Here is a 16,428-nt window from a genome sequence, read left to right on the forward strand (position 1 = left end):
TCCTTAAAGGTGCAGGGAGGCGAGACGTAAGATTTCATTTTGCGAGGTCTGTTTGGTGTTAACGATGCCCGCAACCTGACCATTGCTCATCACCAAAATACGGTCGGTGATCCCCAAAAGCTCCGGCATTTCGGACGAGACGATAATGATCCCCTTGCCCTTCTTCGCCAGTTCGGTCATCAGCTGATAAATCTCGAACTTGGCGCCCACGTCGATGCCGCGCGTCGGTTCATCCAGCATCAGGATCTCCGGCTGCGTCAGCAGCCAGCGGCCGATGATCACCTTCTGCTGATTGCCGCCGGACAGCGAGCCGATATGGGTGTGATGCCCCGGCGTTTTCACCCGCATGGCGTCGATCACCCACTGGGTGTCGCTCTTCATCCGCGCGTTATCCAGCAGGCCGAGCTTGTTTTTATAATTGCGGATATTGGAGATCAGCGAGTTGAAGCCCACGTCGAGGTAAGCGTAAATCCCGGTGGATCGGCGCTCTTCGGTCACCAGCGCAAAACCGTGGTTGATCGCTTCGTTGGCGCTGTGGTTATCGATCGCTTTGCCGTGCAGCTTGATGGTGCCCGCCACCTTTTCGCGAATGCCGAACAGCGTCTCGACGATATCGGTGCGCTTGGCGCCCACCAGCCCGGCGATGCCGAGGATCTCGCCTTGGTGCAGATCGAAGGACACATCACGGATCGAGGGCTGGCGCAGCGACGTCAGGTTTTTCACCTCGAGGATCACCTCACCCGGCGTGTTCTGCCTGTCGGGGAAGCGCTGGCTGAGCGAGCGGCCGACCATCATGGCGATGATCTTATCCATATCCAGCCCTTCCAGCGGTTGGGTGGCGATCCATTGCCCGTCGCGCAGCACCGTTATCTCGTCGCACAGCTGGAAGATCTCTTCCATCTTGTGCGAGATATAAACGATGCCGCAGCCGCGCTCTTTCAGCTTGCGGATAATGGTGAACAGGTGATTGACCTCTTTCTCCGTCAGCGAGGAGGTCGGCTCATCCATGATGACGATTTTGGCGTCGTAGGAAAACGCCTTGGCGATCTCGATCATCTGCATCTGCGACACCGACAGGTTGCCCACCTTTTCGCGCGGGTTGATGTCGATATCCAGCTCGTCGAAGATCGCCTGGGTGTCTTTGAGCATTTTTTCCTGATCGACGAACAGGCCTTTGGTCGGGTAGCGCCCCAGCCACATGTTGTCCATCACGGTGCGCTGCAGCACCAGGTTCAGCTCCTGGTGCACCATGGAAACGCCGTGCTCCAGCGCTTCTTTCGAACTCTTGAAATCGATCTCCCGGCCCTGAAACACAATGCTGCCGCTGTCTTTTTTGTAAATGCCGAACAGGCATTTCAGCAACGTCGATTTACCCGCGCCGTTCTCCCCCATCAGGGCGTGAATCGAGTGCGGGCGGACGCGTAAATTGACATTGTCCAAGGCTTTGACGCCGGGAAATGACTTACAGATATCCGTCATTTCCAGCAAAAATTCGCGTGAGCTATCGGCCATAAATACACCTGGCTTAACTGTCTTGCAGTCGTAAACATCCCCGCCGGCGGTATTCCTGGTGTTGGCGCCGCAGGCGGGGTCTTAGCGGGATCTCAATTCTTATTTAACAAACTGAGACAGGTTGTCTTTATCTACGCCGACGTAAGGAATACGCACGACTTTATTTTCGATTTTATATTGGGTGCCTTCGGTGGCCGGTTTGCCCGCCGCCAGGTTCTTCGCCAGCTCGAAGGTGGCTTTCGCCTGGTTGTCGGCGTCGTTCAGCACCGTGCCCGCCATCGCGCCGGATTTCACCAGCGCCAGCGCCTCAGGCAACGCATCGACGCCAAACACCGGGATAGTGGTCTTGTTATGCGCCTTCAGCGCCTCCACCGCGCCCATCGCCATGGCGTCGTTGTTGGCGATCACCACTTCAATCTTGTTGGCGTTCGGGCCGGAGAGCCAGGCGTCCATCTTGTCTTTCGCCTGCGCGGTATCCCACATCGCGGTATCCATCTGTAGCTGCTGGGTCTTGATGCCTTTCTCGTTCAGCGTTTTCACCACGTAGGTGGTGCGCGCTTCGGCATCCGGGTGGCCCGGCTCGCCTTTCAGCAGCACGAACTGGATCTGGCCGTCTTTGTTCAGATCCCAGGCCGGGTTGGCTTGCCAGTGTTTGGCAATCAGCTCGCCCTGGATCACGCCGGATTCTTTGGAGTCGGTGCCGACGTAATATGCCTTCTCATAGCTGTCCAACGCCTTGCGGGAAGGCTCTTTGTTGTAGAACACCACCGGGATATCGTTTGCGCGCGCCTTATCGATAACCACCGGCGCCGCGGCCGGGTCGACCAGGTTGATCGCCAGCGCTTTCACGCCCTTGGCCAGCAGCACGTCGATCTGATCGTTCTGCTTGGACTGGTCGTTCTGCGAGTCATTCATCAGCAGGGTGACGTCCGGTGAAGCCTTGGCGTCCTTCTCGATCGCCTTGCGCACCACCGACATGAAGTTGTCGTCGTACTTGTAAATCGTGACGCCAATACGGGTGTCAGCATGGGCTGCGGCGCCAAACATCATGGCTGCGGCCATGGCGGCCAGGGTGAAAACCTTCTTATTCATTGTCAGTCTCCGGTTCTGTGTAGGGTATTACTCGTCTTTGAGCCAATGGTCACCGGCAGTGCGCACACCCCAGGCCAGGCGATTTCCACTCAACACCTGCCGTCCGTGGATTTTGTTATTTCCGAGAAATGCTGTGTCAGCGCGAGATAAAGGTTGCAGCGGCAAGGGCCTTTGCGCCGGAAAACGCCTAGAGCATAGACGGCGTGATGTTAATATTCTGTGAATTTTCTCACAGATTGAAAACGGTTACACAAGATTAAATCGTCAGAGAGTGACCGTCGCCTCACTTTGCCAGGGGGCGACAGAATGGCGCCGCACCAGCGTCGGCATGAACAGATGAGCGGCCTGCGGCTCCGTCAGGCCTGCCGCGCCCTGCAACGCCAGCTCGGTGGCCAGCGTGGCCATCGAGACGATCGGGTAGCGCACCGTGGTAAGCTTGGGGCTGGTGTAACGCGCGATGGGGATGTCGTCGAAGCCGATCAGCGAGAAATGCTGCGGCACCGTGATACCGTTTTCTTTCAGCACCGCCATGGCGCCGGCGGCCATGGCGTCATTGTAGGCGAACACCGCGCTCAGCTGTAAGTTGCGCCCCAGCAGCTCCACCATCGCCGCCTCGCCGCCCTGCAGATCCGGCGAACCGTAGGCGCGCCAGTTGTCGGGCGTGGCCAGCCCGGCGGCGGCCATCGCCTGCGCATAGCCCTGCTGGCGCAGCGGCCCGTCTTCGATCGGGTGATTGGAGCCCAGATAGCCGATGCGCCGATGGCCCTGCGACAGCAAAAGACGCATCGCCATTTCCGCGCCGCAGACGTTATCCAGCCCGACGCAGCGCGGCTCATAGCCGGGGATAATCCGGTTGATCAGCACCATGCCCGGCACCTGCTCCAGAAAACCGATCAGTTCGGCATCGCTCAGGGCTTTGGCGTGAACAATCAGGGCGTTACAGCGCTGGCGAATCAGCACTTCGATCGCGTGGCGCTCTTTGTCCGCCTGATGATAGCTGTTGCCGATCAGCAAGTATTTGTGGTGTTTCTGCGCCACCGTGTCTACCGCTTTCACCAGCGCGCCGAAGAACGGATCGGAGACGTCCATCACCACCACGCCCAGGGTATCGCTGCTTTGGGTCGCCAGCGCCTGCGCGTTGGCGTTGGGGCGATAGCCCAGCTCCGCCACCGCCTGCAGCACCTGCTCGCGCGTCTCCTTGCTGGTCAGCGCGCTGTGATTCAGCACGCGGGAGACGGTCGCCACGGAGACCCCGGCGCGTTTCGCCACGTCGCGGATGGTGATCGGATGAACTGGAGGCATGCGGGATCCTGAAATCGGGGTAGTGGCCGGTGGCGCTATCCTACCCCGATTGGCCCGCTGCTCTGCGTGAATTACGTCACAGGAAAGAAAACGTTTACATACATTTTTTTAACCTGCCGGCGGGCGCTCACTTCAGCGTTTTGGGTTCCGCTTCGCCGGCGGCCAGCTGCGTCAGCCTGCGCCACAGCCACTCCATCGGCCCCTGTTCGAAGTAACGCAGCCACAGTGCGGAAAACGCCAGGTTGGCCAGCCAGACCAGCGGCACGAACGCCAACAGCTGCAGCCGGTCGAACTGCTCATAGAGGCCAAAGCGATAAAACAGCGTGGTGCAGATCAGCGTTTGCAGCAGGTAGTTGCTCAACGCCATGCGCCCCACCAGGGTCAGCCAGTGGGCGATGCGCATGCGCGACAACGCGGGCCAGAAACCGTAACACAGCGCCAGATAGCCCATCGCCTGCAGCGGGGCGCCCAGCTCGCGCGGCACCTGCAGCAGGAAACCGCTCCAGCGATAGTCCCAATGCACCTGCCATTGCAGCGCCACCGCCGGCAGCTGGATCAGCACCGAAAGCGGCAGCAGCCACGCCGCCTGCCGCAAATAATAACCGGAGGAATAACTGCCGCGCAGCCAGCCGCTGCGCATCAGTCCGGCGCCGAACAGCATCAGCCCCGCCAGCTCCCAGCCATACTGCGCGCCGATGGCCAGCAGGCTGGACGAGAGCAGATCGGCGCGGCTGCGCCAGGCTTCGAAACCGCCCTGCAGCTTCCAGAACTTCTCGTACTGCAGCTCCGCCGCGCCCGGCTGCCAGAAGCTGCCCGGCTCACCGTGCGAGACGAAGCCGAGCAAAAGCAGCACCGCCACGCCGATCAAATACAGCACCACGCCGGTTTTCAGCAGCTGGAAGGTTTCTTTGGCTTCGCGGATCATGCGCCAGCACACCAGGCCGATCAGCCCGTAGGCCAGCAGAATGTCGCCGTCCCACAGGAAGATGGCGTGCGCAAGGCCGAACAGCAGCAGCCACGACAGCCGCGCGCGGATCCAGCTTTTGCCGCGCCGCAGCAGCATTTGCAGCCCGGCGCCGAACAGCAGCGCGAACATCGCCAGGAACTTGGCCTGGGCGAACAGATCGAGCAGCGCCCAGGTCCAGGCGTCGCGCGATGACGGCATGCCCAAATAGGCCGGGTTGAGGTAGGCGGCCTTCGGCAAGCCGAAGGCGCTGATGTTCAGCAATAAAATGCCGAGGATGGCGATGCCGCGCACGCAGTCCAGCGTGGCGATGCGCGGCAGAGGATGACTGTTCATTTTTTATCGCTGTCTTCCGCTCATGAAAAAGGCGCCCGCAGGCGCCTGTTGTCGTCGTGCGGGTCGCCCCGCAACGCCATCACCCCTGGTGATGACGCACCGCGCGCAGGAACTCCTGGCGGGTATTCTGGCTGGACTTGAACAGCCCCCCCAACGAAGTGGTGGTGGTGGCGCTGGTCGCGTCGCGGATGCCGCGCGCCTTGACACAATAATGGACCGCATCGATCGATACCGCCACGTTATTGGTGCCGAGCAGGGTCTGCAACGCCACCAGGATCTGCTGGGTCAGGCGCTCTTGCACCTGCGGACGCTGGGAGAAGAACTGCACGATGCGGTTGATCTTCGACAGGCCGATCACCGAGTCTTTCGGGATATAGGCCACGGTGGCCTTGCCGTCGATGGTCACGAAGTGGTGTTCGCAGGTGCTGGTCAGCGTGATATCGCGCACCGTCACCATCTCATCCACCTTCATCTTGTTCTCGATAACGGTGATTTTCGGGAAGTTGGCGTAGTCCAGCCCGGAGAAGATCTCGTCGACATACATTTTGGCGATGCGATGTGGCGTCTCCGCCAGGCTGTCATCGGACAGATCGAGGTTCAGCAGCTGCATGATTTCGGTCATGTGCTCTTTGATGCGGCGCTTGCGCGTTTCGCGATCCAGCACTTCCCCGCGCAGCGGCGTTTCCAGACCACGCTCTTCCAGCGCCGCATGCACCAGCGCGGCTTCTTTACTTAATGATGTCATGTATTTGTTCTCCTGCGGACGGAACCCGCCGGCGGCCTGGTAGGGCGTGCGGCCGGCGAATTGCTTGCTCTCGTGACGGCAGAGTTTTCGTGGTGGATAACGTGAACCCGGTCAAGATTTTGCCCCCACTGTAGATGAGAGCGCGGCGATTATCCAGTGATTGTGCTTCATCCGCAGGTGAAATATTCGCATTTAGCACAATCAGGCCGGCTGCGGGATTCCACGCTTTTTGTATGGATTTCAATCACCGCATCGCCGTTTTTTGCGCCAACCGCCGCGCCGGGGTATTCACCACCAGCGCACCGGCCACCAACAGCGCCGCCACCGCTACGTACAGCGCCGGCTCCAGTCGATGGGTCAAGGCGGTCGACAGCGCCGACAGCATCGGCCCGACCAGTTGGCCGATCGCATAACCGGTGGTCAGCAACCCGGCCATGTAGCGCGCATGGCGCGGCGCCAGTTCACGGCCGTGCTGAAGGGCGAGCTGCACCACGCAGAGGAAGCCGCCGCCGGTCAGCAACGCCCCCAACGCCAGGCCGGCCACGCCCGGCACCACTTCGGCGCTCAGCACGCCCAGCGCCTGTATCCACAGCGTGATCGCCAACCGGGTCTGGGTAGTGAGCCGATGGCGGGTCAAAATGCCGATAACGATCCCCAGCACCGCCGCGCCGCCGAACACCGGCCAGACGAACTGCGCGAACAGGCTGCCGGGAAAACGCGCCGCCGCCATCTGCGACAAGAACGTCGCCGGCAGGATGTAGCCGAACCCGGCCAGGCTGTAGCTCCACACCAGGCGTTTGAGCGCCGGCGTCAGCAGTAGCGGTTCCGGGGCCACGTCCGGGCGATGCAGCTCGCCGCTGCGCGGCAGAAAGGCGCTAATCGCCCCCACCAACGCCAGCGCCGGCACGCCATACACCAGCCAGGCCTGCGCCGCCGTCAGCCCCAGCGTGTTGATGCCCACCGCCAGCATGCCGCTGAGGAAGATACCGGCGCCCGGCCCGGCGAACACCGCCGCGCTCAGCGCCGGCCGGCCGTAGTGCGCCAACCGCTCATTGGTCCAGGCCGCCACCAGCACCATCGCCCAGCCGCTGGCCCAGCCGATGACGAAGCGCAGCGCGCCGTGCGTCCATTCATCCTGCGCCAGCGCCGACAGCAGCGTCAGCGCCACCGCGCCCCACACGCCAAGCCACAGGCGCCGCTCGACGTGGCGCGTGGCGCGCATCGCGTCGTAGGCGCCGCACAGATAGCCCAAATAGTTGATCGCCGCCACCAGCCCGGCACCGGTCAGGGTGAACTGATGTTCCGCGATCATCAGCGGCACCTGGGGGGTGAAAGCGAAGCGGCCAATGCCCATCGCGACGATCAGCGCGGCAAAACCGCTCAAGGCAATACGTAAAGCCATATCGGCATCCAAAAGGTTAAAAGAAAGTTGCCAGTATCATGCCGCAGTATTAAACTCACAAAAACTGAATAATACTAATCAAGTTCATCACGAAACGAGAATATTATGGATCTGACCCAGCTTCGCATGTTCTGCTGCGTGGCGGAAACCGGCTCGGTCGCCCGCGCCGCCGAGCAGCTGCACCGCGTGCCGTCGAATCTGACCACCCGACTGCGACAGCTCGAGCAGGAGCTGGGCGCCGATCTGTTTATCCGCGAAAAACAGCGCCTGCGCCTGTCGCCGATGGGCCATAACTTTCTGTGCTACGCCAACCGCATCCTGGCGCTGAGCGACGAGGCGATGAGCATCACCCACGCCGGCGAACCGGCAGGCAACTTCGCCCTCGGCTCGATGGAGAGCACCGCCGCTACCCGCCTGCCCTCGCTGCTGGCGGCTTACCACCAGCGCTTCTCGCAGGTTTCGCTGTCGCTGACCACCGGCACCTCCGGCGAAATCGCCGATCGGGTGCGCGCCGGCACGCTGGCGGCCGCCCTGGTCGACGGTCCGGTGCCTTATGACGAGTTGAACGGCTGTATCGCCTATCCTGAACATATGGTGGTGATCTCCTGTCTCGATCACGCGCCGATCCACAGCGCCAAAGACGCCAACGGCGAAACGCTGTTCGCCTTTCGCGCCAGCTGCTCCTACCGCCTGCGGCTGGAGGCCTGGTTCAAGCGCGAAGGCGCGCGGCCGGGGCAAATTATGGAGATCCAGTCCTATCACGCCATGCTGGCCTGCGTCGCCAGCGGCGCCGGGCTGGCGATGATCCCGCATTCGGTGCTGAGCCTGCTGCCGGGCCATGAGCGGGTGCGGGTTCACCCCCTGCCGCCGGACGTGGCCGACACCGCCACCTGGCTGCTGTGGCGCCGCGACGCGTTCGGGCCGAACGTGCGCGCGCTGAAAGAGTTGATTATTGAACAGACGGAAACCGCCGCTGTTGATGAAAGCACCCCCAACGATTTATCAGACGTTGTCGATATCGCCTGATTTAAAAAGAAAACCACTGAGGAGACTATGATGGAGATGATCAAAACCCGCGCCGCCGTTGCCTGGGGCCCGAACCAGCCGCTGAAGATCGAAGAAGTCGAGCTGATGCCACCGCAAAAAGGCGAAGTGCTGGTGCGGATCGTCGCCACCGGCGTTTGTCACACTGACGCCTACACCCTGTCCGGCAAAGATCCGGAAGGCGTGTTCCCGGCGATCCTCGGCCACGAGGGCGGCGGCGTGGTGGAAGCGGTCGGTGAAGGCGTCACCAGCGTGGCGGTCGGCGATCACGTGATCCCGCTCTACACCCCGGAGTGCGGCGAGTGCAAATTCTGTAAATCCGGCAAGACCAACCTGTGCCAGGCGATCCGCTCCACCCAGGGCAAAGGGCTGATGCCGGACGGCACCACCCGCTTCTTCAAGGATGGCAAGCCGATCTTCCACTACATGGGCACCTCCACCTTCTCCGAGTACACCGTGGTGCCGGAAATCTCACTGGCGAAAATCAACAAGGAAGCGCCGCTGGAAGAAGTGTGCCTGCTGGGCTGCGGCGTGACCACCGGCATGGGCGCGGTGATGAACACCGCTAAAGTGCAGCCGGGCGACACCGTGGCAATCTTCGGCCTGGGCGGCATCGGCCTGTCGGCGATCATCGGCGCGCAGATGGCCGGCGCGGGCCGCATCATCGGCATCGACATCAACACCAGCAAGTTCGATCTGGCACGCAAGCTGGGCGCTACCGATCTGATCAACCCGAAAGACTATGACAAGCCGATTCAGGACGTGATCGTCGAGCTGACCGACGGCGGCGTCGATTTCTCCTTCGAGTGCATCGGCAACGTCAACGTGATGCGTTCCGCGCTGGAGTGCTGCCACAAGGGCTGGGGTGAATCGGTGATCATCGGCGTCGCGGGCGCGGGCGAAGAGATCTCGACCCGTCCGTTCCAACTGGTCACCGGTCGCGTCTGGCGCGGTTCGGCGTTCGGCGGCGTCAAGGGCCGTTCGCAGCTGCCGGGCATCGTCGAACGCTATCTGGACGGTGAATTCGCGCTGAACGACTTTATCACCCATACCATGGGGCTGGAGCAGATCAACGAAGCGTTCGATTTGATGCACGAAGGCAAATCGATCCGTTCCGTCATCCACTTCGACCAATAAGCCAGGAGGCAGAGATGACGTTGTCATTGGAACTTCTCGAAGAGCACCGCATGTTCGGCGGCTGGCAGCAGCGCTATCGCCACGCGGCGCAGAGCCTGAATTGCAACATGACATTCAGCATCTACCTGCCGCCGCCGCGCGATGACAACCCGCCGCCGGTGCTGTACTGGCTGTCGGGGCTGACCTGCAACGACGAGAACTTCACGTTGAAAGCCGGCGCGCAGCGCATCGCCGCCGAGCTGGGCCTGGTGCTGGTGATGCCGGACACCAGCCCGCGTGGCGACGAAGTGCCGAACGACGAAGGCTACGATCTGGGCCAGGGCGCCGGGTTCTACCTGAACGCCACCCAGGCGCCGTGGGATCGCCACTTCCGCATGTACGACTACATCAGCGCCGAACTGCCGGCGCTGATCGAACAGCACTTCAGCGTCAGCGGTCGTCAGTCGATCTTCGGCCACTCGATGGGCGGCCACGGCGCGCTGATGATGGCGTTTCGCAATCCGCAGCGCTTCCGCTCGGTATCGGCGTTCGCGCCGATCGTTAACCCGTGCCAGGTGCCGTGGGGCCGCAAGGCGTTCACCGCCTATCTGGGCAGCGACGAAAGCCAGTGGCTGCAGTACGACAGCTGCCATCTGCTGGCCAGCGGCGCGGAAAAAATGCCGGTCCTTATCGACCAGGGCGACGACGACCAGTTCCTGGCCGACCAGCTGCAGCCGGCGCGGTTGGCGGAGCTGGCGCGCCAGCGCGACTGGCCGCTGACGCTGCGCATTCAGCCGGGGTACGATCACAGCTACTTCACCATCGCCACCTTCGTGGAAGATCACCTGCGCTTCCACGCCGAGCACCTGTTCCGCTGATAAAAAAATCCGGGCGGTTATTAAAGCGCCCGGATTTCTTCAAATACCGTCAAGAAGAAAGTCGATGGCGGCTTTTATCCTGGTCCGATACTGGGAAACATCACAAAACTCGGCCCCCAAAGCCCGAACCGGGATGCTGGCCATTTCATATGTCATCACGGCGTACTCGTTGTCATCAATCAATCTGATCAACGGGATCAAGCGTTCCGGTCGCGTACTCCCAGGGTATTTTTCAACGGGCAACAAAGGGATCACAACTCGACGATTTAATTGCCCAATGATATCGCTCGTCACATCAAGCAGCAGGGGATAAACCGCGCTGTTCCCCCTATTCGCATACACCGTAAATTGCATCGCTAAAACGTCCTGTATTCGTCGCTAAAGCAACCATGCTCATCATTAAATCGGTTAAGCGCTTCAAGCGCCTCTCGGTTTTCTTCCTGCCATTTTATCCTCTCATGCTGACGTAACTCAGCATCTAAAGCAGCAGTTAGCGTCGCGCTGAGATTAATCCCCGCCTCACGCGCACGGCTCAACAAACTGCGTTCCACCGTCATGGTCACACTTTGCGTCGTTCGTTGTTTTACTGGCATCGGCACCTCTCTCACTCATTTTCGTGCAAACAACACGGTTTATTGAACGATAGTAGCATTGAGACGTCATTTGAGCCCGTTCAAATATGCGCCATACGTTAAAGCATCATCCCTTCAGCTTAGGATCGAGCGCGTCGCGCAGTCCGTCGCCCAACAGGTTGAACGCCAGCACGGTAATGAATATCGCCAGACTGGGGAAGATCGCCACGTGCGGCGCGATCACCATATCGGCGCGCGCTTCGTTGAGCATCGCCCCCCACTCCGGCGTCGGCGGCTGGGCACCCAGGCCCAGAAACGACAGGCTGGCGGCGGTGATGATCGAGGTGCCGATGCGCAGGGTGAAATAGACCACAATCGAAGACAGGGTGCCCGGCAGAATGTGCCGCAGGATGATGGTCCAGTCCGAGGCGCCGATGCTGCGCGCCGATTCGATATAGGTCAGGTGCTTCAGCACCAGCGTATTGCCGCGCACCAGGCGGGCGAAGGCCGGAATGCTGAAGATCGCCACCGCGACGATCACGTTGGCCATGCCGCTGCCCATGATCGCCACCACGCCGATCGCCAGCAGAATACCGGGAAACGCGAACAGCACATCGCAGACGCGCATGGTGAGGCGATCCCACCAGCCCTCATAGTAGCCGGCCAGCAGCCCCAGCAGGGTGCCGATCGCCCCGCCCGCCAGCACCGAGAACACCCCGGCCGCCAGCGAAATGCGCGTGCCCATCAGGATGCGGCTGAAGATATCGCGCCCGAGAGAATCCACGCCCAGCCAGTGCATCAGCGAAGGCCCCTCGTTCAGCCGATCGTAATCGAAATAGTTTTCCGCATCGAACGGTGCCAGATAAGGCGCCAGCAGCGCCGCCGCAATCAGCAGCAGCACCAACAGACCGGCGACCAGCGCCGCCCGCTGGCGGCGAAAACGCCGCCAAAACTCGCTCCACGGCGTGCGTACCGCATTGGGATCGATAAGCGGCATCGCCTTCAGTGCGGCGTTGCGCCGCCAATGCTTAATCATGCCGCGTCCTCATTGATAACGAATCGCCGGGTTGATCGCCGCGTACAGCATATCCACCAGCAGGTTGATCAGGATGAATTCCAGCGAGAACAGAAGCACCTCGGCCTGGATCACCGGGTAATCGCGCATCTCCACCGAGTCCACCAGCAACCGCCCCAACCCCGGCCAGTTGAACACCTTCTCCACCACGATCGAACCGCCGAGCAGGAAGCCGAACTGCAGCCCCATCATGGTCACCACCGGGATCATCGCGTTGCGCAGGCCGTGTTTCATCACCACCACGCTTTCCCGCACGCCCTTGGCGCGCGCGGTGCGCATGTAGTCTTCCTGCAGCACCTCGACGAACGAAGCGCGGGTGAAACGCGCCATCACCGCTGCCACCGCCGCCCCCAGGGTGATCGAAGGCAGAATGTAGTGTCGCCAGCTGTCGGCGCCCACCGTCGGCAGCCACCCCAGTTCGACCGAGAACACCTGCATCAGCAGCATACCGAGCGCAAAGGCCGGGAACGAGATCCCCGACACCGCCAGCGTCATGCCGAGGCGATCCGGCCAGCGGTTGCGCCACACCGCCGACACCACGCCGATCGCCAGGCCGAACGCCACCGCCCACAGCATGCTGGTGACGGTCAGCCAAAAGGTCGGCATAAAGCGCGAGGCGATCTCTTCGCTCACCGGGCGCTTGGACACCATCGAGATGCCGAAGTCGCCCCGCAGCGCGTTGACGAAGAAGTGTGCGAACTGCTGCGGCAACGGCTGATCCAGCCCCAAATCCTTGCGCACCAGCTGCACCACCGCCTCGTCGGCCTCCGGCCCCGCCGCCAGCCGCGCCGGATCGCCCGGCAGCAGGTGGACGAACAGGAACACCAGCACCGCCACGATCAGCAGCGTCGGGATCAGGCCCAGCAGTCGTTTCAGAAAATAATTGAGCATCTCATTCCTTCCCCCGCCCGCCGCCGCTTGGCCGCAGGCGGGGATGGGCGCCTTATTTCAGATCGGCGTTATCAAAGTTGAACGAGGTATCCGGCATCACGTAGAAACCGCTCAGCTGTTTGCTGTTGGCCGACAACAGACGTTCGGTCGCCAGGAAGATCCAGGGCGCATCGGCCCAGATGCGATCCTGCGCGTCCTGATACAGTTTCTGCTTCTCGGCGCGATCGGTGGTCGCCAGCGCGTCGGTCAGATCCTTGTCCACCTGCGGGTTGCTGTAGAACGCGGTGTTGAACTGCTTCGGCGGCGCCGCCTGGGTGGAGAACAGCGGCGACAGCGCCCAGTCCGCTTCCCCGGTCGAGGCCGACCAGCCGGTGTAGAACAGACGCACGCCGGTGTCCTTCACCCCGACGCTCTCCACCTGCGCCGCACGCTGCCCGGCATCCATCGCCGTCACCGTCACTTTCACCCCCACCTGCGCCAGCTGCTGCTGGGTGAACTGCAGCACCTTCTGCGCGGTGCTGTGGTTGTGGGAAGACCACAGCGTGGTGGTGAAGCCGTTCGGGTAGCCGGCCTCTTTCAGCAGCTCGCGCGCCTTGGCCGGATCGTACGGCCACGGCTTATAGCGGGCAGCGAAGTCAATGGCCGGCGGCACCGGCCCTTCCGCCGGCACCGCGTACCCGGCGAACGCCACTTTGATCAGCGCGTCCTTGTTGATGGCATAGTTCAGCGCCTGGCGCACCTTCGGGTTGTCGAACGGCTTCTGAGTGACGTTCATGCTGATGTAACGCTGCAGGATCGACGGCGCGGCCACCACGTCCAGCTTGGCGTTGCCTTCCAGCACCTTGGCCTGCTCGTAAGGGATCGGGAAGGCGAAGGTCGCCTCGCCGGTTTGCAGCATCGCCGCGCGGGTGTTGTTATCCACCACCGGGCGCCAGGTGATGCTGTCGAGCTTCGGCAGCCCCGTCTGCCAGTAGCCGTCGAACTTCTTCACCTTGACGAAATCGGTCTGGTTCCAGGTGACGAATTGATACGGCCCGGTGCCGACCGGGTGGAAACCGATCTCCTTGCCGTATTGCTTCAGCGCCGCCGGCGAGATGATCGCCGCCGCCGGGTGCGCCAGGTTGTTGACGAACGCCGAGAACGGCGCTTTCAGCACGATCTTCACCGTATTGGCGTCCACCGCTTCGGTTTTGTCGATCATCTTGAACAGGTTGTAGCGCTTGAGGTGGCTGTCCGGGTTGCTGGCGCGATCGAGGTTTACCTTCACCGCCTCGGCGTTGAACGCGGTACCGTCGTGGAATTTAATCCCCTGGCGCAGTTTGACGGTGTAGGTCAGGCCGTCTTTGCTGACCTCATAGCTGTCCGCCAGCACGTTCACCAGCTTCATGTCCTTGTCGAAGCCGAACAGCCCCTGATAGAAAGACTTGGCCACCGCCTGCGACAGCGTATCGTTGGCGTCGTAAGGATCGAGGGTGGTGAAGTTGGAGGCCACGGCGATCACCGCGTCCTTCGCCGCCCAGACCGGGCCGGTTCCCGCCGCCAGCAGTACGGCGGCCAACAGCGCATTGCGTTTGAATGTGTGCTTCATGTCGCTTGTCTCTCCTGAGGTCTTTAAAAAGCACCGGCGATCGGGTGGCGGGCGACAAAGTGCCCGGTGCCAACCTGCACCAGCGGTGCGGTAACGGGTTCATCGCCCAGCGCGCGCACCGGGCTGGGGATCTCATCGGCCGGCAGCGGCTGCCGTTTGTGGGCGTGGGCGGGATCGGCCACCGGCACCGCCGCCATCAGCTTGCGGGTGTAGGGGTGCTGCGGGTTGTCGAACACCGCCTGCCGTGGGCCGATCTCGACGATCTGCCCGAGGTACATCACCGCCACCCGGTGGCTGATGCGCTCCACCACCGCTATGTCGTGTGAAATGAACAGAAAAGCGATGCCGAACTCGCGCTGCAGGTCGAGCAGCAGATTGACGATCTGCGCCTGAATCGACACGTCCAGCGCCGACACCGCCTCGTCGGCGATCACCACTTTCGGGTTCAGCGCCAGCGCGCGCGCGATGCAGATGCGCTGGCGCTGGCCGCCGGAAAATTCGTGCGGGTAGCGGCGCGCATGCTCCGGCAGCAGGCCGACGCGTTCCAGCAGCCAGGCCACCCGTTGCTCCGCCTCGCGGCCGCGCATCACATTGTGCACCAGCAGCGGCTCCATGATGGAAAAACCGACCGTCAGACGCGGATCAAGCGAAGCGTATGGATCCTGAAAGATGAACTGAATATCGCGCCGCAGGTGCTGCAGGGCCGGCCCCTTCAACTGATCTATCCGCCGCCCGGCGAAGGTGATGGTGCCGCTCTGGCTGTCCACCAGCTTCAGCAAAGAGCGCCCGGTGGTGGACTTGCCGCAGCCGGACTCGCCCACCAGCCCCAGCGTCTCGCCGGGGTAAAGATCGAAACTGACGTTTTCCACCGCGTGCACCCGGCGAGTGACCCGATTGAACAACCCGCCGCGCAGATCAAAACGCGTGACCAGATGCTCCACCTGCAGGATAGGCGCGGCGTCTGTCGGCACGGTATCCTGCGGCGCCGTATCCCCCTCGCCGCCCGGCAACGGAAACTTCGCCGGCAGCGGCCGATCGGCCATCGCCCCCAGCTTCGGCACCGCCGCCAACAGCGCCCGGGTATAGGCCTGCTGCGGCGCGGCAAACAGCTCGCGCACCCGATTCTGTTCCACCTGCTCGCCGCGGCGCATCACCAGCACCCGGTCGGCTATCTCCGCCACCACGCCCATGTCATGAGTGATGAAGATCACCCCCATCTGCATCTCCCGTTGCAGCACGCGGATCAGCTGCAGGATCTGCGCCTGAATGGTGACGTCGAGGGCGGTGGTGGGTTCATCGGCGATCAGCAGCGCCGGCTTGCAGGAGAGCGCCATGGCGATCATCACCCGCTGGCGCATGCCGCCGGAAAGCTGGTGCGGGTAACGCCCCAGCACCTCTTTGGCCTCCGGAATGCGTACCAGATCGAGCATGCGCAGCGCCTCCTGGCGCGCGCTGCGGTGATCCATGCCCTGATGCAGGCGCAGCGATTCGGCGATCTGCTCGCCGACCGGAAATACCGGGTTGAGCGAAGTCATCGGCTCCTGGAAGATCATCGCCATGTCGGCGCCGCGCACCGTGCGCAGCGTGCTCTGCGAGGCCTGCGCCAGATCGAGCAGCGTGCCGTCGCGCCGGCGCAGCGTCATGGCGCCGCTGACGATGCGCCCGCCGCCCTGCTCCACCAACCGCATTAGCCCCAGCGAAGTGACCGATTTGCCGGAGCCGGACTCACCGACGATCGCCAGCGTCTCGCCGCGATCGAGATCGAACGACAGGTTGCGCACCGCTTCTACGGCGCCGTCCGGTTGAGGAAAGCTGATGCTCAGATCGCGCACCGTCAGCACCCGCTGCGGCGGCAATGACGGCCCGCCGCTGGCGGCGGGTCGAAGTAAAACGTCGGTCATGCACCCTCCC

At 62.3% G+C, this 16,428-nt stretch carries 15 protein-coding genes; 3 read left to right on the top strand and 12 right to left on the bottom strand.

Annotated features, from left to right (window positions below; genetic code table 11):
- Nucleotides 1-3: 3 nt before the first annotated feature.
- The 6 genes from mglA to ACF8MC_RS17650 all read right to left on the bottom strand — a co-directional run bounded on the left by mglA (nt 4) and on the right by ACF8MC_RS17650 (nt 7,353).
- Entirely contained in the window at nt 4-1,512 is a 1,509-nt protein-coding gene (gene mglA, locus ACF8MC_RS17625) for a galactose/methyl galactoside ABC transporter ATP-binding protein MglA (RefSeq protein WP_033637724.1), read from the bottom strand.
- Nucleotides 1,513-1,611: 99 nt separating this feature from the next.
- On the bottom strand, nt 1,612-2,604 hold the full coding sequence (mglB, locus tag ACF8MC_RS17630) for a galactose/glucose ABC transporter substrate-binding protein MglB (protein ID WP_033637723.1): 993 nt from the start codon (nt 2,602-2,604) through the stop codon (nt 1,612-1,614).
- A 264-nt stretch (nt 2,605-2,868) separates the two neighbouring features.
- Complete coding sequence (galS, locus tag ACF8MC_RS17635; RefSeq protein WP_033646782.1) at nt 2,869-3,906, bottom strand: HTH-type transcriptional regulator GalS; 1,038 nt, start codon at nt 3,904-3,906, stop codon at nt 2,869-2,871.
- A 127-nt stretch (nt 3,907-4,033) separates the two neighbouring features.
- On the bottom strand, nt 4,034-5,206 hold the full coding sequence (gene yeiB / locus ACF8MC_RS17640) for a DUF418 domain-containing protein YeiB (protein WP_047568515.1): 1,173 nt from the start codon (nt 5,204-5,206) through the stop codon (nt 4,034-4,036).
- 79 nt (nt 5,207-5,285) lie between these two features.
- A complete protein-coding gene (folE, locus tag ACF8MC_RS17645) occupies nt 5,286-5,951 on the bottom strand; it encodes a GTP cyclohydrolase I FolE (protein ID WP_004938969.1) in 666 nt (221 codons plus the stop codon).
- Between the two features lie 244 nt (nt 5,952-6,195).
- Entirely contained in the window at nt 6,196-7,353 is a 1,158-nt protein-coding gene (locus tag ACF8MC_RS17650) for a YbfB/YjiJ family MFS transporter (protein WP_033654978.1), read from the bottom strand.
- A 105-nt stretch (nt 7,354-7,458) separates the two neighbouring features.
- On the opposite strand from ACF8MC_RS17650, the gene ACF8MC_RS17655 reads away from it, so the two are divergent.
- From ACF8MC_RS17655 to fghA, 3 genes are read left to right on the top strand one after another with little or no spacing between them, the layout of a single operon-like run.
- Nucleotides 7,459-8,379: a LysR family transcriptional regulator gene (locus ACF8MC_RS17655; protein WP_033654969.1), complete on the top strand. Its 921-nt coding sequence runs from the start codon at nt 7,459-7,461 to the stop codon at nt 8,377-8,379.
- 30 nt (nt 8,380-8,409) lie between these two features.
- On the top strand, nt 8,410-9,534 hold the full coding sequence (locus tag ACF8MC_RS17660; protein WP_060436884.1) for an S-(hydroxymethyl)glutathione dehydrogenase/class III alcohol dehydrogenase: 1,125 nt from the start codon (nt 8,410-8,412) through the stop codon (nt 9,532-9,534).
- Nucleotides 9,535-9,548: 14 nt separating this feature from the next.
- Nucleotides 9,549-10,391, top strand: coding sequence for an S-formylglutathione hydrolase (gene fghA / locus ACF8MC_RS17665; protein ID WP_041034184.1), 843 nt, complete (start codon nt 9,549-9,551; stop codon nt 10,389-10,391).
- A gap of 39 nt (nt 10,392-10,430) precedes the next feature.
- Here the strand turns inward: fghA and ACF8MC_RS17670 are convergent, their stop codons facing one another.
- The 6 genes from ACF8MC_RS17670 to ACF8MC_RS17695 form a co-directional block, all read right to left on the bottom strand.
- Nucleotides 10,431-10,745: a CcdB family protein gene (locus ACF8MC_RS17670; protein ID WP_019454426.1), complete on the bottom strand. Its 315-nt coding sequence runs from the start codon at nt 10,743-10,745 to the stop codon at nt 10,431-10,433.
- 2 nt (nt 10,746-10,747) lie between these two features.
- Nucleotides 10,748-10,984 carry a type II toxin-antitoxin system CcdA family antitoxin gene (locus ACF8MC_RS17675; protein WP_039566839.1) on the bottom strand — a complete coding sequence of 79 codons (237 nt, stop codon included), beginning with the start codon at nt 10,982-10,984 and terminating at the stop codon, nt 10,748-10,750.
- A gap of 106 nt (nt 10,985-11,090) precedes the next feature.
- Entirely contained in the window at nt 11,091-11,999 is a 909-nt protein-coding gene (gene gsiD / locus ACF8MC_RS17680; protein ID WP_049233469.1) for a glutathione ABC transporter permease GsiD, read from the bottom strand.
- Nucleotides 12,000-12,008: 9 nt separating this feature from the next.
- Nucleotides 12,009-12,929: a glutathione ABC transporter permease GsiC gene (gene gsiC, locus ACF8MC_RS17685; RefSeq protein ID WP_033637716.1), complete on the bottom strand. Its 921-nt coding sequence runs from the start codon at nt 12,927-12,929 to the stop codon at nt 12,009-12,011.
- 52 nt (nt 12,930-12,981) lie between these two features.
- The gene (gene gsiB, locus ACF8MC_RS17690; protein ID WP_041034181.1) at nt 12,982-14,517 is read right to left on the bottom strand and encodes a glutathione ABC transporter substrate-binding protein GsiB; all 1,536 of its coding nucleotides are present in this window, start codon (nt 14,515-14,517) and stop codon (nt 12,982-12,984) included.
- 23 nt (nt 14,518-14,540) lie between these two features.
- Nucleotides 14,541-16,418, bottom strand: a complete 1,878-nt coding sequence (locus ACF8MC_RS17695; protein ID WP_164104731.1) for a dipeptide ABC transporter ATP-binding protein — start codon at nt 16,416-16,418, stop codon at nt 14,541-14,543.
- Nucleotides 16,419-16,428 lie beyond the last annotated feature (10 nt).

The sequence above is a fragment of the Serratia sp. LACPHL-BACT-2024-00286 genome (assembly GCF_043109535.1).
Lineage (GTDB): Bacteria > Pseudomonadota > Gammaproteobacteria > Enterobacterales > Enterobacteriaceae > Serratia > Serratia sarumanii.